The organism is Nodosilinea sp. P-1105, assembly GCF_012911975.1.
Classification (GTDB): domain Bacteria; phylum Cyanobacteriota; class Cyanobacteriia; order Phormidesmidales; family Phormidesmidaceae; genus Nodosilinea.
In genome coordinates this window covers 146,096-163,955 of the sequence record NZ_SMDQ01000004.1, presented here as the reverse complement: position 1 = coordinate 163,955, position 17,860 = coordinate 146,096, and the positions used below count along the sequence as shown (strand labels likewise).

The following is a 17,860-nucleotide window of genomic DNA, read 5'->3' as shown; positions in this document are numbered from 1 at the left end:
CTACCCTGCGGGAAGCCGCTCCGCGTCTACACCCCATCACCCCATCAACCCATAGGCCAACACCGCACTGCCCAGAGGCACCGTCAGGTTGTCCAGGCCATAAAACGAGAGGGTTTCCAGGAGCGTAGCCGCGATCGCCACGACCACAGCCGTCATCCCTACCGATGGGGTCCAGCCCGCCGCAAATCCCAATACCAGCGCACTGACGATAAAACTGGCCAGGGCCATGGTGAGACTGCCCTCTACGCTTTTTTGACTGCCCAAAATTTTGTAGGGATGGCGGCCAACGTTTTGCCCCACCAGGGCCGCCAGGCCATCCCCCCAGGTCATCACCAGAATGCCTAGGGCGGCGTATTGGGGCAGGTCTAAAGGCCAAAAAGCAGCCGTCAATACCCCGATACTGATGGCATAGAAAAACGTTCCTAAGCTGTGCCGCCCGACGCCGTTAATTCCTGGCAAAATGGGCAACCGGTAGGACAGCAAGGCCACGCCACTAAAAATTACTGAGGCGGTGATGCCCATCCAGGTGGGGGTATGAAGCCACCAGGCCAGAAGAATCACCTGGCCTGCGCCAATATGAACAATCTTGCGGGTAATTTCAGTCCCCAGGGCAGTGGTACGCCGGAGCCCTTCTGCGATTCCGCCCACCAGGCCAAGCCAGGCGATTACCAATCCAATTTGCGTTAGCGTAGTCGCCACCATGGCTAGGGAACTCGGTATAGTGGGATGGAACTTTTAGACCTTACTACACCAGTTTCCTATGGATACCGTCTATAAACGCGTACTTCTTAAGCTAAGTGGTGAAGCCCTCATGGGCGACCTGGCCTATGGTATTGATCCTAACGTAGTGGAAACCATTGCCACCGAAATTGCCGAGGTAGTGCAATCGGGTATTGAGATTGCCATTGTGGTGGGAGCTGGCAACATTTTTCGTGGCATTAAGGGCTCGGCCAGCGGTATGGACCGGGCCACCGCCGACTACATCGGCATGATTGCCACCGTCATGAACGCCATGACCCTGCAAGATTGCCTGGAACGTACAGGGGTGCCGACTCGGGTCCAAACGGCGATCGCCATGCAGGAAGTGGCCGAACCTTACATTCGCCGCCGCGCCATTCGCCACCTGGAAAAAAACCGGGTGGTTATTTTTGGGGCCGGCTCTGGCAATCCCTTCTTCACCACTGATACCACCGCTGCCCTGCGGGCCGCCGAAATTAATGCCGAAGTGGTATTTAAAGCCACTAAGGTTGACGGCGTCTACGATTCTGATCCTAAAATTAACCCGGATGCCAAGCGCTATCGCACCCTTACCTATGGCCATGTGCTCCAGCATGATCTGAAGGTAATGGACAGTACTGCGATCGCCCTGTGCAAAGATAACAACATCCCTATCATGGTATTTGACCTGTCTGTGCCCGGAAACATTAAGCGGGCACTGACGGGAGAGTCCATCGGCACCCTTGTAGGAGAGGCTTGTAATGTCAGTTGACGAAATTTTGCTCGAAACCGAAGACCAGATGCAGAAGTCCATTGAGGCGACCCAGCGCAACTTTAATACGATTCGCACTGGCCGGGCCAATGCTTCCCTGCTGGATCGCATCGAAGTGGACTACTATGGGGCCGCCACTCCGCTGAAAACCATCGCCAACATTTCTACCCCCGATGCCAGCACGCTGATGATTCAGCCCTTTGACGCTAGCAGCCTGACCAACATCGAAAAGGCGATTTCCATGTCTGACGTGGGGCTCACCCCCAACAACGACGGCAAAGTGGTGCGCCTGAACATTCCTCCCCTGACCAGCGAGCGCCGCAAAGAGTTTGTCAAAACCGCTGGCAAAATTGCCGAAGAGGGGCGAGTATCCATCCGTAACCATCGCCGCAGCGCCATTGATGCGGTGAAAAAGCTAGAGAAAGCCAGCGATATCTCTGAAGACGAGTCCCGGGATGCCCAGGATGAAATTCAAAGGCTGACGGATCAGTACACGGCTAAGGTAGACGATGCCCTGGCCGCTAAAGAGAAAGATATTATGACGGTTTAGGGGCGATGCACAAGACTTCACTGTCCTCGGCCTCATCGCCAACCCCCGAGTCTGGAGTAGCCGACTCACTGTGGCGGCCCTCCTGGCTGCGATGGCTAATTTCGGCATTGTAGGGCGAAGCCCGTGCGCAGCGTGGGACCGTCGAAATCGAGAAACAAACCGCCTGGCTGAAGCATCACAACGCCAAACTGAGGAAGTACAACGAAGAGCTGAGGAAGAGCAACGAAGAGAGGAAGAAGAACAACGAAGCATGGCTCAAGAGCGAGCAGCAGCAAATCGAAGAGCTGAGGAACAAGAACAAGCAGCTCGCCGAGCTCGAATCGAAGTTGAACCAGATCTTGCACTCCTGAGCTACCTGGCAGATACCTCTGCCGAAAACCAGCGTCGGCTGGTACAGGTGTTGACTTTGCTTGAGGATTATCGGAATACGCTGCTTTAGAGAACTTCTGGGCAACGTTCTCCCCAGTGGTGAGTCATGCCCAATCTACGGGAGCGATGATCAGTAGCTTAAGGCGGGAAGGTTCTGTCTGGGAAACCTCCTTAGCGGCGGACTCTTTAGCGGTTTAATAGTGTCGAGTCATCGACCCCGTTATGGTTTAAAGGTGAGTTGTGGGTTAAGACCATGATTGTAACAACACCTTTACATGTGGCGATCAACGTCAGCGACCTCGACCAGGCCCAGTGGTTCTATGGCGATGTGCTGGGGTTACCGCAGGCGGAGCGATCGCTAGGGTTTCCGGGGGTCTGGTACCAGCTGGGCCATTTTCAAATTCACCTGATTGTGGCCCAGGGCCACCAGTACCAGATGCACAATCCGGACAAATGGGGGCGCAATGGTCACCTCGCCCTGGCGGTTGCTGACCTGGAGATGGCGAAAGCGGCCCTGGTAGAAGCCGGGTGTCCGGTGCAGGCCAGTGCGTCCGGGCGGGCGGCCCTGTTCACCCAAGACCCCGATGGCAACATCATCGAGCTCAGTGCTGTGTAACGAAAGTGCTGTGTAACGAACATGACACTTTGCCCTGGTTGACGTCCCCCGACGGCGCTACAGTAAAGACTGACTTGTCTATGATGCCTGACCGTGGGATTTGTGCAACCATCACCGCCAACCGTTACCCCAACGGCGACTGAGGTCCAAGCCATCTTTAACCGGATTGCGCCGGTCTATGACGACCTGAACCAGCAGTTGAGTCTGGGGCTACATCAGGTGTGGAAGCGCATGGCGGTGCGCTGGAGTGGGGCCAAAGCCGGGGATACGGGCTTAGACCTGTGCTGTGGCAGTGGTGATTTGGCGATCATGCTGGCCCGGCAGGTGGGACCAACCGGCCGCGTATATGGGGTCGATTTTTCGGCAGAGTTACTGGCCGCAGCCCGCGATCGCAGTCAACGGCAGCCACCCGTCTGTCCCATCCACTGGACCTTAGGGGACGCCCTGGACTTGCCCTTTGCCGATCACACCTTTGACGCTGCCACCATGGGCTATGGCCTACGTAACCTAACCGACATTCCTCAGGGACTAGCGGAACTGCGGCGGGTGCTCAAGCCTGGGGCCAAAGCGGCTATCCTTGACTTTCATCGACCGCAGGAGGGCTGGATAGCGCAGTTTCAGCAGTGGTATTTAGACACGGTGGTGGTTCCCATGGCGCGCCAAATGGGCCTGACCGATGAATATGCCTACATTGCCCCCAGTCTAGATCGCTTCCCGGTGGGGCCAGAGCAGGTGGCCCTGGCTCGGCAGGCGGGCTTTACCCAGGCGGTGCATTATCCCATTACCGGTGGTCTCATGGGGGTGTTGGTGGTTAGCCATGGCCATGAACTGGTCTGACCTGGCCCTACTGGCGGCTCCGCCTGTGATTGGTGGTGTGATTGGCTACTGCACCAATGACATCGCTATCAAGATGCTGTTTCGTCCCTATCGCCCTATTTACCTGGGCAAACAGCGAGTGCCGTTTACCCCAGGGTTGATTCCCAGCAACCAGGAACGGCTAGCCCAGCGAATTTCCGACACGATTATGGGCTCGTTGCTCACCCCTGAGGAGCTGCAAAACCTGGCTCGGCGGCTGCTACAAACGGAACGCACCCAGGCCGCCATCAAGTGGTTGTTGCAGTTGGCTCTAGAGCAGGTGCAACATCGGGCCCAACAGCGCACGGCCAATATTGCCGGGGCGATCTTGCAAGATTTGTTTGGTAAATCCTTGCCCCGGCTGATTCGGGTCTGGGCCCGGCGGGATGACTTTTTAGAGCCTCAGCTGAATCAACTGTTTGACCAAGTGCTGGTGGACTTTACCTTTACCCCGGCCCAGGCGGACCAAATTGCCACCTGGATGTTGACTGGCGTGTTTCCCCCAGATAAGGTACGGCAGCTGGTGATTGAGTTTTTGAGCGATCGCAACATTCAAGTGATCGACACCATTTTCCGGGAGCGCACCAGCGGCACCTACTGGGTGGTGGCCAACCTGTTTGGGGTGCGCAACGCCCTGAGCCGCCTGCGCACCTTTTGCCTGGATGAACGAGAGGTGAGCAATGCCCGCATTGCCGAGTTAATCACCGCCCTGCAGATCAAGCTGCGCTTAAAAACCTGGCTGCAGCAGGTGTCACTGCAAAATTTGCCGGTGGCGACAGTGCGCCAAATTCGGCAAAACCTGCGGGAGTCGGTGCAGGGCTACATTCAGACCCTAGGCCCTGAGTTTGTGCGGGGGCTGGGGAACTCCGTGAACTGGGAACTGCTGGCCACCCAACTGCTCAACCGATTGCAAAATTCAGCAGTAATCACCCAATCTCTGGATCCTGTAAGTGAAGAACTGGCGCTGATTCTAGAGCGCTATCTAGAGCGGGATCTGGAATCTCTAGTAGCTCAGATTATTCCGATTTTGGACATCGATCAGGTGATTATTGACCGGGTGCGGAGCACCTCTCCCCGAGAACTGGAAATGGCGATTCAGGGCATTGTCCGCAACGAACTACAGGCGATCGTTAACCTGGGGGGAATTCTGGGATTTACGATTGGTCTGTTTCAGGCGGCGTTCTTCTATGTGCAGCGGATAGGTTAGGCCCGGCCTGCGGTACCAAGGCTCTAGCGGTCTGGCAGCTTGTACTGCCCCACAATTCGCTTCGCAAACTCTGGCACATGGGCGGCCAGCTTTTCCGGAAAGTTGCGCCTGACGTAGAGATAGTTGCGGGTGAAGTGAGAATCAATGGAAAACCGGGCATACTCCAGCCCTTTGGGGCCAATCCGTTCGATCACCACCCCCATCAGTTTGGCGGCCCACATGGGTAGGGTGACCGCTTTATCGTAGGCAGGAATGCTCTGCTGTACCGCCTGGTGGCGATCGCCCTGGGACATCACCGGTTGGGTATCCAGTTGGTCCATCACCAGGTCGAGCATCTCCTGACCGCGATCGTTACGGACGACAATCCACTGCCAACCGAAGGGGGCTCCCATATAGCCCACGACCAGATCGGCCAGGCCATTGACATAGTCAAAGCAGCTCATACAGGAGGGGGCAAAGACGTCTTTCAGCTGGTTAGTTTTGAGCCCAAAGAAGGGCACCGTTTCGGTGGAGCCGTCTTCATGCTTAAAGTGCACCCGAAAGTCTTGCATGAATTCATAGTGCACGACGGTGTCGGGGGAACGGCTGGTGGTCTCCAAAAATTTCTGGAGCCCAGCCCGGGTGACATTGTCCACGCAGGGGGTGCCTAACACATAGAGTTGATCCAGGCCTAATTTATCCTCCACCGCCCGTAGGGCCTGAATTTGGCAACCCACCCCAATCACCAGCAGCCGCTTCATGCCGGATTGTTCCACCTGCTCTAGCACCGACAGGTTGGGGGAGAGGGTGGGCTTATTCACCCGGGCTGCGAGAATTTCTTCGGGGGTAGTGGCCAGAATCGGCTGGGGCTGAAATCGATCCTGGTCTGAATTTTGCACACAGACCACCCCTTCGACTTTGCCCTGGGTGAGCATGGCAATGGCGATGGTGCTGACGATACCCGTCCACTGAGCCCCGTCAATGGGCTGCTGCTTGCGGGCCGCTACCATATCCTGGTGCACCCCAAAGTACAGGTCGTCATCATGCTCCAGGTCGCGGCTGCGGCCGTGGGTTTGCTGCTCTAGGGTGGGAAACTGCTGATTCAGAAAGGCGCAGGCTTCTTTCACATAGTGGATGTAATAGGTGTCGCAAAACCCGCACTCGCTACAGAGTTCTTTGGCGGGGCGGGGGGCTCCAGGACGCAGAGCCTTGGCTTTTTTATGGGGTGGCTGAGCCAGGGTCATGGCAGGCAGGCTAGTAGTAGCAGGACTGTTTCTCACCATACCGCAGAAGGTTTTTTCCCTGAGTGGCTGCGGGCATGATTGTTACGAAATGCTACTAACCCAGACCAAAGCCCCCGTGGCAAAATCAGTTTTTTGCCTACCTGTCCCCTAAACTGAAGGCATGGGCTGAGGCGATGGCAGCACCTGTGTGTTCAGGCAAGGGTAACTGGCGATCGCATCCTTGTCTTGTAGCACAACCGGCCTGAGGCCGAGGAGGTGACTCAGCCCCTGGTCCTGGTTCGTGTCTGCTTCGATCGCTGCCCCGGTGTGATTGCCCTCCGGTCAGTCCGCGTGGTTCCCTGCATTCGGTCTACCGCCGTGATGATTTGCTGCCTTAATCCCCATTGCCCCCAGCCAAACCATGCTACCCAGGCACCGGCTTGTCCCAGTTGTGGCCAGCCATTACAGCCACGGCTACGGGGTCGCTACCGGCCTGTGAAGTTGATTGGCCGCGGCGGATTTGGCCGTACCTATTTCGCCCTCGACACCGACCGCCTCAATAATCGCTGTGTGATCAAGCAGTTTGCCCCCCAAGCCCAGGGGACCAAGTCGTTCCTCAAGGCGGTGCAACTGTTTGAACAGGAAGCCCTGCGGTTAAACGAACTGGGAGAACACCCGCAAATTCCCACCCTTTTGGCCTACTTCGAGCAGGGAAAATACCTTTACCTGGTGCAGCAAATGATCCAGGGGCAAACCCTGTACCAGGAGCTCTACAGCCAGTCCCCCTACAGTGAAAATGCCGTGCGGCTGTTGTTGGAGGACTTGCTGCCGGTGCTGCAGTTTATCCACAACCGAGGGGTAATCCATCGGGATATCACCCCCACCAATATCATTCGCCAGAAGGTGGACCAAAAGCCGGTGCTGATTGACTTCGGAGTTGCCAAGCAATTTGGCGAGGCGATCGCCTACGAAGCCGGCACTCGCATTGGCACCGAAGGCTATTCGCCGATTGAGCAATTGCGCAGTGGGCAGGCTTACCCTTCCAGTGATTTGTATAGTCTGGGGGCCACCTGTCTACACTTACTCACTGGCTGTAAGCCCGAAGACCTCTATAGCCCCCTGGAGGGTCGCTGGATGTGGCAAGAGCACTTGCAGGAGGCCGGGCGCACAATCAATGAAGGTTTAGCTGAGGTGCTGAACCGCATGACCCAGGATCTGGTGAGCGATCGCTACCAAACCGCCCAGGATGTGATCCGTGATCTTCAACGCCTGCCCAAATTGGAAGGGGCAGTGCCGGGCTGGTCCTCCAGCCTCAAACAAGATAGCCTGTTTACCAATTTACAGCCCCCCATCAGTGGCCCCAGGGATAGTCTGCCCCCTACGGCCCCACCGCGCACGCCTCCCTCTAAACCACCCCAGGGGGCTCCCCCGGCCTCACCACCAACCCCTTCCCAGGGGAGCCGGTCGTCAGGGCGTCGGTCTACGGGCAACCCCCAGGGTAAAGCACGGTCCTCTACGGGGGGGGCACGCTCCCAGTCACCAGGGCTATCAACAGGGTGGCAGTCGGTCAAAGAGCTGACGGGCCACCAGTCTTGGGTGATGGCCGTAGCCTTTAATCCCCGCCTGCCGACATTAGCCAGCGGCAGCCTAGACGACACCGTGCGGGTATGGAACTGGCAGACGGGGCAAACCCTTTACTCCCTCCATGGCCATGCGCGCGGGGTCAACGACGTGGCCATTAGCAGCGGTGGACAGGTGCTTGCCAGCTGTGGCGATGATGCGGTGGTCCGCGTATGGAATATGCTAGAAGGGTCGCCCCTGCACACCCTAACAGGGCATTTGCGCGATGTAACGGCTGTGGCCATTGGTAGGCAGGGTTATATCTTGGCCAGTGGTAGCGAAGACGGCACCCTGAAACTCTGGAGTCTGGACAAAGGTAATTTAATTAAAACCCTGGGTGGCACATCGGGCATGGTGAAAACGGTGGCCCTAGCCCAGCAAGATCAACTGCTAGTGAGCGGTGGCCTTGATAATAAAATCTATTTTTGGAATATCAACACCGCTGCCATTGTTAAAGTCCTGGCTGGCCATACCAACACGGTTAACCGGGTCGCCATCAGCCCCGATGGTCGCTGGTTGGCTAGCGCTAGCAAAGATCGCACCGTCCGCCTTTGGAATATGACCAATGGGGATTTGGTGCATGTTTTTCGGGGCCACACCCAAGAGGTGAATGCGGTTAGTTTCTTCCCCGACGGTCAAACCCTGCTCAGCGGTAGCAGCGATGGCACCCTCCGAATTTGGCAACTGCAGCAGGGTAGCCTACAGCAGACCCTGTCTGCCCACATCAACCCGGTGCACAGCGTTGCCATCCATGGCAGCGGCAAACTCTTGGCTAGCGCCAGTGCCGACAAGACCATCAAACTATGGCAAAAAGCGCGATAACCCCCTGGTGGTTGTGATCGGTTTTCTCTAGGGCTGGGCATCCTAAGCTAGCTTGCAATGTTCAAATTGAGCGCTAATGGGTGTGTGCAGCTTCTACAGGACTACCGTTGCTTCAGGGTTAACTGCCATGACTATTAGGCCCGAAGCCAAAGCCTATCTGATTCGGCTTTCGATGCAGCAGCAGCAGCCCCTGCTCGGTGATTATCGTCAAGGCTGCTTTTACCCCAACGACTATGGCCAAATTGTGGCAGATGAGTGGGTGCGCTCAGCCCAAAACCGCAAGGGCATTGACCTGGACCTGTGGACATTAGCCCCCAATGGTCTGCGGGGGGTTGTTTTTTTGCAACCAGCTTTAACCCGTCAGCCAGAGGGGTTAGCCCATCAAAAGCCCTGGTTGCTCTCATCCTTTATTGCTAGTTTTAAGGCGGCCGCCGCCAAACGGATTAACCTCAGGCGCAACCAGTTGGGCCAACCAGTCTGGCAATCCAGCTACGATGAACAACTGATCGCCGACAACGCCCTGCTCGACCAGGTCCGAGAGCAGATTCTTCGATACAATGCTTAAAAGAATCCTCTAAACTCCGACCGGAATACCGGAGTTTGTGGGAAAATAACAATTAGCGTCAGCTAATGCTGGGCGATATGTGTTGCCCCATTCTGCTGAGGTGCTTTTGTTGAGACTACAAGGAGATGTATATGGCGCTTCAACTGGGCGATCAGGTTCCTAACTTTACCCAGCAAACCAGCGAGGGTGAGATTGATTTTTTCGATTGGGCTGGCGACAGCTGGGTAGTTCTGTTTTCCCACCCGGCTGACTACACCCCCGTTTGCACCACCGAATTGGGCAGCGTGGCTAAGCTCAAGGGCGAATTTGAAAAGCGTAACGCTAAGGTGATTGCCCTCAGCGTTGACAGCGCTGAGTCGCACCAGGGGTGGATTAGCGATATTAACGAAACCCAGAGCACTACGGTCAACTACCCGATCATCGCCGATGCCGACAAAAAGGTGTCTGACCTCTATGGCATGATTCACCCCAAGGCCAATGCCAAAGTGACAGTGCGCAGTGTCTTTATCATTGACCCCAAGAAGCAACTGCGGCTGACCATCACCTATCCCCCCAGCACTGGGCGCAACTTTGCAGAAATTCTGCGGGTGCTGGATTCTCTACAGTTAACGGATAACTACAGCGTAGCCACCCCGGTTGACTGGAAAGATGGCGAAGATGTAGTGGTGGCACCGACCATTCCCACCGAGGAAGCTAAGAAGAAGTTTCCCAAAGGGGTTACGGAAATCAAGCCCTACCTGCGGATGACCCCCCAGCCCAACAAGTAGGGCTGGTTCGGCAAGGGAGACGCTAAGCAGCTCCCTTAAGGGCCACACCTCCCTGAGCCAGGGGACGTGGTCAGCTGTTGGTCTGCTACCCCTGGCTCAGGGAATTGACATTTTCTCACCACACCCAGGGCGCACGTGAAGTGCGCCTTTTTTGCTGGGGCAGGGATCTGGCATGGTAAGTTAGCGGCGAACATTTTGTGAGACAGTAGGATTTTGATGCATTTCCCTCTGGGGAGACAATGAGGTTGGGTAGACGTATGACAAACACAGCGTGGGTGTTTCCCGGACAGGGTTCACAAGCCATCGGTATGGGGGCTGACTTAGCGTCCCTGCCCCAGGCCCAAGAGCGCTTTGCCCTGGCTGAGGCAGAACTGGGTTGGTCCGTGTTAGAAGTGGTGAAGGACCCCAATGACCAGGTTTCTAACACGCGCTACACCCAGCCCTGTCTCTACGTGATTGAAAGCATTTTGGTGGACCTGTTAAAGCAGCAGGGGCTAGTGCCCCAGGCGGTCGCTGGTCACAGTTTAGGCGAGTATGTGGCGCTTTATGCGGCGGGGGTATTTGACTTTACTACCGGACTGGCCCTGGTGAAACAACGGGCGGAGTTAATGGCCCAGGCCTCGGATGGCATGATGGCCGCCCTGCTGGGGTTTGATGCCGACGATTTGGCAGCTCAGCTTGAGGCCACGCCGGGGGTGGTGTTGGCCAACGATAACAACCCCGGGCAAGTGGTCATTTCCGGGACTCCAGAGGCCGTGGAGGCCGTGCTCGGCGCGGTTAAGGCCAAGCGGGCTGTGAAGCTGAATGTCAGTGGGGCCTTCCACTCGCCATTAATGGCCAAGGCCGCTAATACCTTTAAGACCGTGCTAGAGCCGGTCACTTTTGGGACCGCCCAGGTCCCGGTGTTGTCAAACGTTGACCCCACCCCAGCCACCGATGGGGCCACACTCAAACAGCGTCTAGTCCAGCAAATGACCGGTTCGGTGCGCTGGCGCGAAATTACCCTGGCCCTGCCCGGGCTAGGGATTGACACCCTGATGGAAGTGGGGCCAGGGAATGTGCTGACGGGATTAGCCAAGCGCACCTGTCGCGATCTGGCCCTGGTGAATGTGAGCAGCTTGGACCAGGTGCAGCAGTTGGTCGATTAAGCCCACCTCCCCTGTCCCTGCCCTGGGGAGGTGGATGTTGATATCCCTTAAATCGATATCCCTTTGATAGTATTGCCAAGATGAGCCGCGATCGCGAACCTCCCATTAACCTACTGTGGTACCACCTGTTCAAATGGACGGTGGTCAGCCCGATGCTGGGGCTCTATTTTCGGGGACGAGTGTATGGTGCCGACCAGGTGCCCAAAACGGGAGGACTGGTGGTGGTGGCCAACCATGCCAGCGATTTTGATCCCCCCTTGCTGTCGGCGGCGGTGCGACGCCCGGTTTCCTATATGGCCAAGGAAGAGTTGTTCGGGGTGCCGGTGCTGCGCCAGGCAATTCAACTTTATGGAGCCTATCCGGTCAAGCGGGGCAGTGCCGATCGCAGCGCTATTCGGGCCGCCCTCAAGCAGTTGGATGCAGGCTGGGCCGTTGGGATTTTTTTGCAGGGCACCCGCACGGCCGATGGGCGCATCCCCGATCCCAAAATTGGGGCCGCCTTGATTGCCGCCAAGGCCCAGGTACCGCTGTTGCCTGTCAGCCTCTGGGGCAGCCACCAAATTTTCAAGCCAGGTTCGTGGATCCCTCGGCCGGTGCCCCTGACAATTCGGATTGGAGCCCCGATTCCACCGCCCCCGGCGACCGATCGCCAGGATCTAGAAGGAGTGACGGCCCAATGTGCCGCTGCCATTCATCAACTCCACGATTTAGGGCGCTAAGCATGGTCTACCCCTGGGGGGGACATTTTCCAGAATCCACTTTACCCTGGGAAGGATCTGATTTAGCGGTGGCCATGGGATGGACAACCACTAGTACAGGGCAAACCTACACTAAACGGTTTGGTAAGGTATTGCCAGTGCCCCCATTACTGTCCGCTGTCCACCCCCAAGCTCGCCTAGTCCTACGTGGCGGCAGAGTGCGAGTATATTTAATACCATTGTCAGGAGACCCCAGCGCGTGCCCCACAGTTCACCGGTAATTAACGACAAGGCCGCACAAATTTTGCAAGGGGCGATGCAAGAGTTCCTGCAACATGGGTATGCCGGTACCAGCATGGATAGGGTGGCGGCTACGGCGGGGGTCTCGAAACCTACGGTATATAGCTACTTTCAAGATAAAGAAGGCCTGTTTCAGGCCCTGGTTAAATACGTGGCCCAAACCCGGTGCCAACAGGTGATGGGTCAGCACAATTGGCAAGGGGAACCCGCCGAGGTGATTCGGCGACTGGCCACCAATGCGATTGAAACTGAACTCCAAGATATGGACTACCAAAACTTTCTGCGCCTGATGGCTGGAGAGTCAGGACGGTTTCCGCAGTTGGCCCAGGCGTTTGTAGAAAATTTAACCAAACCGGCGATCGAACAGCTCACAGCCTACCTGAACGCCCACTCAGAGCTGGGGTTGCCTGACCCAGAAGCTGCGGCTCGGGTACTGCTGGGCTCAACCGTCTTCTTTATCATGACCCAGAGCATTATGCATGGTCAGGCGATTATGCCAATGGCCCCAGAGCGACTGGTGGATAGCTTGGTGTATTTGCTGACGCGATCGCATCCCCAGCAGGGCGATCAAGCCACCGAGCGGTAAACGCTCCCCCAGTCATTGCCAGCTGTCCAGCATGGTGACTACTGCAATCAGCGCCAAAATCATCAGGCCCGTGCGCCAGCAGACTGACCAAACCCAGGTGTATACCTCCCAAGCTGGGGCCGCAGCCCCCAAAAGAGCTGCGACGATGACCAGCACGGTACAGCTAAACATGGCGATAAACAGGCCTTTAGCGATCGCCCCCAACAGTCGTAGTACTATGTCATAGCGGGAAATGGGTCGTCTCATCGGTTACACCTCCCCCTCAAGCGACTTGTTGGGGCGGGGTTTGATTGAGGGCGGCCACTAACCAGGTGTTGCCCTGCCGCAAAATTGGCTTGACCAGAGTACCCGCTGCAATAAAGCTGTTGTCTACGGCATAGGCTCCCCACTCGGTGGAAAGGTAGTGCAACCGCCCCCCTTTACCCGGTAGCACATCGCATGTAATGTAAGCAGCGTGGCTGACCATGGTAGACGAAGGCCAACCGTCAGCTAAAGACTGGGCTGAATGATTAGTCGGGATCCCAGAGTTCGTGGTAGAAGTGAACAGGGTCATGGCATCGCTCCAGACGTTTTCAGAAAAATCTGCTCGTCCTCATCAGATGAGCTTTGAACCTATGGTCACGAATTAGCCGGTACCTTGTAGCCGATTTATCAGCCATCTTCCATAGACTTTTGTGTAGTCTGCGATACACTTTCTGGCGTAGGTTGTCAGTTTTTGCAAGTTTAGGGTCTCAAAAATCAGTTTTTGGCTAATAAGTATCTGTTCAATGCCAGTTCAATGTCAGTTTCCTGAAAGGAAATTTAAGGCAGCTTGGCTTTAAATTAGGGCAGATGCATCTACCCGAGCCTTATGGAGCCAGACATTGAAGACATTATTAATCGATTTAGCCAACATTTACTCAATCAGGGTCAGACGGGACTAACCGATTCCCAGAGAGCCGTGTTGATCGCCTGTTTGCTTAACCCCCGTTGCAAATACAAAGACATGGCAGCGCAGAACGGGTATACAGCCAACTCTTTACGAGATGCAGGTTCTAAACTGTTTGGCCTGGTTCAGGCTGTCCTGGGTCGCCGGGTTAAAAAAGCCACCTGTGGACAGGTGGTGCGGGACTGGTATGAACGGGAAATTGCCCTTAAGCAGGATCCGCTATTCGGTCGTGAATCAGACCTGCAACGGTTGCTCGACGCGTTCAATGTGGAAGGCCGTCGTCTGCTGTGTCTGTCAGGTCCCCCCCGGATTGGTAAAACCTACCTAGTCAGTCGCCTTTGTCAGCAATTGCAAACGGTGGAAACCTTTGAAGCCCTGATCTGGTGCCATGCCAGCACCCTGCCCACCCTTGATGATCTATACCAGCAGGTAATCAACTATCTGGGAATAGCCCATTCGTCAACCAGCCTCACGGCCACCGCTGGTTTAATGCACCTGCTGGAAACCCGCAAACTGCTACTGGTGATTGAAAAAACAGAGGTACTCCACCAACCGGAGGCCCTAGGGGGGCGCTTTAAACCGGAGTCCACGGGCTATGAGCAGTGGTTGCGCATTTTGTTAGACCGGCACAGCTGGCGCAGTTGTGTGCTGTTAGTCTGTCGGGTCCCCCCCCAATGCTTGCGCACCAGCCACGATATGCTATTCCACTATCCCTTGCAGGGGATAGCAGCTCGGGCTGCGATCGCCTTGTTAGAGCAGCGGGGACTCAGGGATTATCCCCCATCGCAATTGAGCCAACTGGCCCAGTTCTGTGGCTATAGCCCTGGGGTATTGGTGGCGGCCGCCCACAAAATTTTGACCTTGGGCGATCGCAGCCTAACCGAGTTTCTGCGCTATCCCCTGGCAACGGCTGATGCCGATGATCAGCTCTGGATGGATGCTTGGAAGGACCTTACCGAGACTGAACGTCAGTTGATGGGGTGGCTACTACTCTATCCTGACGTAGTCATTAGTCGGCAGTCTCATGCCCCCGGCCCCCCAGGTCCAGAGACGAGATCGTGGCGGTCGGTCATTCAGTCCTTGCGGACCCGGGGCTTCATTGATGTGGATGCGGCCGGAGCCTATTTCATTCACATTGAGTGGTTGTGCCATGTGACACAGCACTATCTCTCTAAGCGCCTAGCCATTGCCCTCCATAACGAAGACATTCAGCTTTTAGGGAACCACCCCTTGGTCCTGCCCCAAGCCCCGTTTTGGCGACGGCGACGACAATGGCAGTATGTGCTTTACCCCTTGGCCGACCACCTAGCAGAGATCCATCGTCAATCTTGGACCATCCAATACCGCAAAGACAAGCTCAACGCTATGCTGGCCAAGTCTCGTGCTCAACCCCACCTGGGCCACCCCTATACTGTCGGCACGTTGCTCAACATGGCAGCGGCCCTGCAAGTGCCCTTAGCTGACCTTAACTTACAGGGGCTAACCATTAGCCATGCCGATCTGGGAATGGCTAACCCCCAGGGGATGAACCTGACCGACTGCGAGCTTGAGCATACCGTGTTACCCCTGCCTCTCCATGGGGCTTTGGCGGCGGCGATCGCCCCCGATGGACAAACCGTGGCCATTGGTGATCAAGACGGGCGGCTACTCTGCTGGCAGCGCCGTGGCCATGGCTTTGAGCTTTACCGATTTGCTCAACTGCCCAGGGGAGACCATGCCCCCAGGGTGGCCAAGTTGGCCTTTGGGGGAGCCGACATGGTGGCAATTGTGGTGGGGCACCAGGTCTACCGCTGGTGGCTGGGGGATGTCCAGAGTCAACCGGTCCCAGTGATGACGGTAACTGCCCCAGTGACTAGCCTCACTTGTTGTCGGGATGACTATGTGGCGGTGGGGCTACAAGATGGCGGGATTGTCCTGTGGTCTGAGCTGACGGATCAAACCCGTGAGCTGCGCCGCCATGCCGGTCGGGTGCAAGAGGTGGTGGCCAACCCAGAGCCCTATAGCGATCAATTGGTCAGCCGTGGCTATGGCGATCGCATTTTAGTATGGAACCTGTGTGACCCTGACTCAGAACCTTGGGAAATTCGGCCCGAGCGCTATATTTTCTTTGGCCTCACCTGGCAATATAGCCAGCCCGTAGCCGCTGCCTATGTCGGCAGTGAATGGCTACTGCGCTGGGCAGATGGTACGACCCAACCCCTCCCCAGCCAGCAGCAGATTACCCTATTGCAGTTCAGCCCTAATGGGGACTACCTGGCCACTCGAAATCCCGAGGCGATCGAAATCAGGGCAATGGCTACCCTCAACCAAAGTACGGCGATCAACGACAGGGATTTAATTCACGCCATCGCCCTCAGTAATGATGGCCAGTGGCTACTCACCCTGGGAACCAAACGACCAAACCAGCCCCACACGGCCAGAATTTGGGATGTAAACGCCCAGCAAATTTGTTGGGAACTGACAGCCCATCCCCCCAGGGCCGACCCTGCTGAGCCAATTAATCTTGGGGGATGCCAGGGCCTAACAGCCCCTGAGCAAGCCTACTGGCGCAACTATGGCGCGGCCGTTTAAGCCGTTTGTCAGGGTAAAAGCACCCCGTTTAATGCGGCAATCGGGGCCGCTATCAGAGAAGGCATGCAAGATAGGCGACTTCATGAGTAGATATAGTCACCCTCAGCACATAATTTTGTACTACTTCGATGGAGTCTGCTATTCTAGTCGATAGAACTGCATTCAAGCTTGATCGTCTGAGTATTGATTCAGCTCTATCCCACCTATAGGGGGTTGGGTATGACAATTAAACACCTCGACCAGTCCAAAGACACCGTTTATGACTACATCGGTGGGTTGGCCCGTCATGTTCCTCCCCAGCAAGCCCTTGATGCCTTTTATGACTTGCTGTGTCAGCGGATTGCAGTAGGGCGACCCGATGTCATAGCCTGCCTAGACGACATTATTCGCTCCGATGGGTTTAAGCAGGACGAGGGACTACGCTTCCTGAATCGCTCGTTCTATACCATTTGTAACCCCTGGCATCTAGATAGCGAAATGATGCCTTACCTGGAGCAACTAATTGCCCGGCTTACCACCTTACCTGATCCGGCCGCTCAGGATCCATTAACCCGCTTACTGCGTCGGCAGTTGCAAGCGTTTAGCCAGGGAGATTACAGCGACTGTCTGCATCGGCAGATGCGGCTGGGGGTCTACGGTCAGCGGCGGGCTCAACCCCAGGGCGATCGCGACATCTTGGCCGATTATCTGGCCGACTATTTCTACCTTTATTGCTCGACGACCCGCACCCCAGACATTGAAGAACTGGAGCAAGGAGCCTATGACGATCCCCGGCAGAGTGGTCTGGGGTACAAACAGGCCACCAAGTTAGAGGATATGTTTCGAGCGGTGGGGGAGTACCGTCGCCTGCGGTTACAGGGTGCTACCAACCTGGTCAACCCTACCCGATTGCCCAAAGCCGAGTTCGAGCAGGGGCTGATTGAGTACCATCCCCGTCAACGGCGCCAATCCTTAGCCCTAGACGATCGAATTCAACCATCGACCCGATACAGCCATTGTCGTCCCTTGCTTCAGACATTTCTCAGGGCACTGATTGATCCTCTGCCCCAGCAAACCAGAGACAAGCTGCACCGGGACTTGTTTCGGGCCGTGGGCACTATCGACGAACAAGCTGTGATGGCGGTTAGCACGGTGATCAACCTATTTACCCGCCTGCTTGATGCGGTTTTTCTGCCAGATTTTAATACCTCCAATGTGCTGCGGTTTCAGCAGTACATCGATAAATCAGGGGCCATGGCCATCACCAAGGTGCTGTTGAACCTCTTGCTGGCCTGTCCGATGGTGCGGTTCGACTTGGAGAAAAAGCTAGGCTACCTGTACCGCTATTTTGAAACCAGCCGGATTCATACGGTAGCCTGGGTGGTGCAATTTTTCGAACATGTCAATCTTGCCTTGGTGATGAACGCGCGCAGAATTGGCTATTTTTCAGTGGTTACCCCTCCCCCCGACTTTGATTCTCTGTGAGCATCCGGCGATCATTGGGAGATCGCGACAGGCAGGAAGCAGCAGAACGTAGGGCAGAGCCCGTGCGTAGCAGAATGTAAAACTCTCCCCCATTCCCTACGGG

The 17,860-nt window shown here is 56.1% G+C and carries 18 protein-coding genes; 14 read left to right on the top strand and 4 right to left on the bottom strand.

All coding sequences use genetic code 11. The annotated features are described in order from the left end of the window. Positions 1-36: 36 nt before the first annotated feature. A complete protein-coding gene (locus tag E1H13_RS03525; protein ID WP_169612012.1) occupies positions 37-702 on the bottom strand; it encodes a diacylglycerol/polyprenol kinase family protein in 666 nt (221 codons plus the stop codon). Between the two features lie 58 nt (positions 703-760). On the opposite strand from E1H13_RS03525, the gene pyrH reads away from it, so the two are divergent. From pyrH to E1H13_RS03495, 6 genes are all read left to right on the top strand, one after another. Then, a complete protein-coding gene (pyrH, locus tag E1H13_RS03520) occupies positions 761-1,489 on the top strand; it encodes a UMP kinase (RefSeq protein WP_169612011.1) in 729 nt (242 codons plus the stop codon). After that, positions 1,479-2,039, top strand: coding sequence for a ribosome recycling factor (frr, locus tag E1H13_RS03515; RefSeq protein WP_169612010.1), 561 nt, complete (start codon positions 1,479-1,481; stop codon positions 2,037-2,039). Before pyrH ends, frr begins: the two co-directional genes overlap by 11 nt. A 70-nt stretch (positions 2,040-2,109) precedes the next feature. Further along, positions 2,110-2,478 carry a hypothetical protein gene (locus E1H13_RS03510; protein WP_240966381.1) on the top strand — a complete coding sequence of 123 codons (369 nt, stop codon included), beginning with the start codon at positions 2,110-2,112 and terminating at the stop codon, positions 2,476-2,478. 183 nt (positions 2,479-2,661) lie between these two features. Beyond that, positions 2,662-3,024 carry a VOC family protein gene (locus E1H13_RS03505; RefSeq protein ID WP_169612009.1) on the top strand — a complete coding sequence of 121 codons (363 nt, stop codon included), beginning with the start codon at positions 2,662-2,664 and terminating at the stop codon, positions 3,022-3,024. Between the two features lie 93 nt (positions 3,025-3,117). Next, on the top strand, positions 3,118-3,861 hold the full coding sequence (gene ubiE, locus E1H13_RS03500) for a bifunctional demethylmenaquinone methyltransferase/2-methoxy-6-polyprenyl-1,4-benzoquinol methylase UbiE (RefSeq protein ID WP_347404113.1): 744 nt from the start codon (positions 3,118-3,120) through the stop codon (positions 3,859-3,861). Next, the gene (locus tag E1H13_RS03495) at positions 3,848-5,086 is read left to right on the top strand and encodes a DUF445 family protein (protein WP_206069965.1); all 1,239 of its coding nucleotides are present in this window, start codon (positions 3,848-3,850) and stop codon (positions 5,084-5,086) included. The genes ubiE and E1H13_RS03495 overlap by 14 nt, the downstream gene beginning before the upstream one ends. Before the next feature lie 23 nt (positions 5,087-5,109). Here E1H13_RS03495 and E1H13_RS03490 read toward each other — a convergent pair whose 3' ends face one another. Then, the gene (locus E1H13_RS03490; RefSeq protein ID WP_169612007.1) at positions 5,110-6,309 is read right to left on the bottom strand and encodes a Coenzyme F420 hydrogenase/dehydrogenase, beta subunit C-terminal domain; all 1,200 of its coding nucleotides are present in this window, start codon (positions 6,307-6,309) and stop codon (positions 5,110-5,112) included. 255 nt (positions 6,310-6,564) lie between these two features. On the opposite strand from E1H13_RS03490, the gene E1H13_RS03485 reads away from it, so the two are divergent. The 6 genes from E1H13_RS03485 to E1H13_RS03460 all read left to right on the top strand — a co-directional run bounded on the left by E1H13_RS03485 (position 6,565) and on the right by E1H13_RS03460 (position 12,794). Next, on the top strand, positions 6,565-8,730 hold the full coding sequence (locus tag E1H13_RS03485; RefSeq protein ID WP_347404112.1) for a serine/threonine-protein kinase: 2,166 nt from the start codon (positions 6,565-6,567) through the stop codon (positions 8,728-8,730). Between the two features lie 127 nt (positions 8,731-8,857). Continuing rightward, the gene (locus tag E1H13_RS03480) at positions 8,858-9,295 is read left to right on the top strand and encodes a hypothetical protein (protein ID WP_169612006.1); all 438 of its coding nucleotides are present in this window, start codon (positions 8,858-8,860) and stop codon (positions 9,293-9,295) included. A gap of 131 nt (positions 9,296-9,426) precedes the next feature. After that, positions 9,427-10,062, top strand: a complete 636-nt coding sequence (locus E1H13_RS03475; protein ID WP_169612005.1) for a peroxiredoxin — start codon at positions 9,427-9,429, stop codon at positions 10,060-10,062. Between the two features lie 257 nt (positions 10,063-10,319). Beyond that, positions 10,320-11,210, top strand: coding sequence for an ACP S-malonyltransferase (fabD, locus tag E1H13_RS03470; protein WP_169612004.1), 891 nt, complete (start codon positions 10,320-10,322; stop codon positions 11,208-11,210). Positions 11,211-11,290: 80 nt separating this feature from the next. Next, the gene (locus E1H13_RS03465; RefSeq protein ID WP_169612003.1) at positions 11,291-11,929 is read left to right on the top strand and encodes a lysophospholipid acyltransferase family protein; all 639 of its coding nucleotides are present in this window, start codon (positions 11,291-11,293) and stop codon (positions 11,927-11,929) included. A gap of 238 nt (positions 11,930-12,167) precedes the next feature. Continuing rightward, positions 12,168-12,794 (top strand): TetR/AcrR family transcriptional regulator, encoded by a 627-nt coding sequence (locus tag E1H13_RS03460; RefSeq protein ID WP_347404111.1) that lies wholly within the window; start codon positions 12,168-12,170, stop codon positions 12,792-12,794. A gap of 12 nt (positions 12,795-12,806) precedes the next feature. Here the strand turns inward: E1H13_RS03460 and E1H13_RS03455 are convergent, their stop codons facing one another. Both E1H13_RS03455 and E1H13_RS03450 read right to left on the bottom strand, forming a co-directional pair. Next, complete coding sequence (locus tag E1H13_RS03455; protein WP_169612002.1) at positions 12,807-13,040, bottom strand: hypothetical protein; 234 nt, start codon at positions 13,038-13,040, stop codon at positions 12,807-12,809. 16 nt (positions 13,041-13,056) lie between these two features. Continuing rightward, positions 13,057-13,347, bottom strand: a complete 291-nt coding sequence (locus E1H13_RS03450) for a hypothetical protein (protein ID WP_169612001.1) — start codon at positions 13,345-13,347, stop codon at positions 13,057-13,059. A 297-nt stretch (positions 13,348-13,644) separates the two neighbouring features. Between E1H13_RS03450 and E1H13_RS03445 the strand changes: the two genes are divergently transcribed. Further along, entirely contained in the window at positions 13,645-16,293 is a 2,649-nt protein-coding gene (locus E1H13_RS03445) for an AAA family ATPase (RefSeq protein WP_169612000.1), read from the top strand. Between the two features lie 219 nt (positions 16,294-16,512). After that, positions 16,513-17,757 (top strand): hypothetical protein, encoded by a 1,245-nt coding sequence (locus E1H13_RS03440; RefSeq protein ID WP_169611999.1) that lies wholly within the window; start codon positions 16,513-16,515, stop codon positions 17,755-17,757. Positions 17,758-17,860 lie beyond the last annotated feature (103 nt).

What these genes read in the sequence shown, in the direction of transcription:
- E1H13_RS03525 (WP_169612012.1), bottom strand. Translation starts at nt 702, where the DNA reads ATGGTGGCGACTACGCTAACGCAAATTGGATTGGTAATCGCCTGGCTT.
- E1H13_RS03445 (WP_169612000.1), top strand. Translation starts at nt 13,645, where the DNA reads ATGGAGCCAGACATTGAAGACATTATTAATCGATTTAGCCAACATTTA.
- E1H13_RS03505 (WP_169612009.1), top strand. Translation starts at nt 2,662, where the DNA reads ATGATTGTAACAACACCTTTACATGTGGCGATCAACGTCAGCGACCTC.
- fabD (WP_169612004.1), top strand. Translation starts at nt 10,320, where the DNA reads ATGACAAACACAGCGTGGGTGTTTCCCGGACAGGGTTCACAAGCCATC.
- E1H13_RS03450 (WP_169612001.1), bottom strand. Translation starts at nt 13,347, where the DNA reads ATGACCCTGTTCACTTCTACCACGAACTCTGGGATCCCGACTAATCAT.
- E1H13_RS03440 (WP_169611999.1), top strand. Translation starts at nt 16,513, where the DNA reads ATGACAATTAAACACCTCGACCAGTCCAAAGACACCGTTTATGACTAC.
- E1H13_RS03455 (WP_169612002.1), bottom strand. Translation starts at nt 13,040, where the DNA reads ATGAGACGACCCATTTCCCGCTATGACATAGTACTACGACTGTTGGGG.
- E1H13_RS03480 (WP_169612006.1), top strand. Translation starts at nt 8,858, where the DNA reads ATGACTATTAGGCCCGAAGCCAAAGCCTATCTGATTCGGCTTTCGATG.
- E1H13_RS03465 (WP_169612003.1), top strand. Translation starts at nt 11,291, where the DNA reads ATGAGCCGCGATCGCGAACCTCCCATTAACCTACTGTGGTACCACCTG.
- E1H13_RS03490 (WP_169612007.1), bottom strand. Translation starts at nt 6,309, where the DNA reads ATGACCCTGGCTCAGCCACCCCATAAAAAAGCCAAGGCTCTGCGTCCT.
- frr (WP_169612010.1), top strand. Translation starts at nt 1,479, where the DNA reads ATGTCAGTTGACGAAATTTTGCTCGAAACCGAAGACCAGATGCAGAAG.
- pyrH (WP_169612011.1), top strand. Translation starts at nt 761, where the DNA reads ATGGATACCGTCTATAAACGCGTACTTCTTAAGCTAAGTGGTGAAGCC.
- E1H13_RS03495 (WP_206069965.1), top strand. Translation starts at nt 3,848, where the DNA reads ATGAACTGGTCTGACCTGGCCCTACTGGCGGCTCCGCCTGTGATTGGT.
- E1H13_RS03475 (WP_169612005.1), top strand. Translation starts at nt 9,427, where the DNA reads ATGGCGCTTCAACTGGGCGATCAGGTTCCTAACTTTACCCAGCAAACC.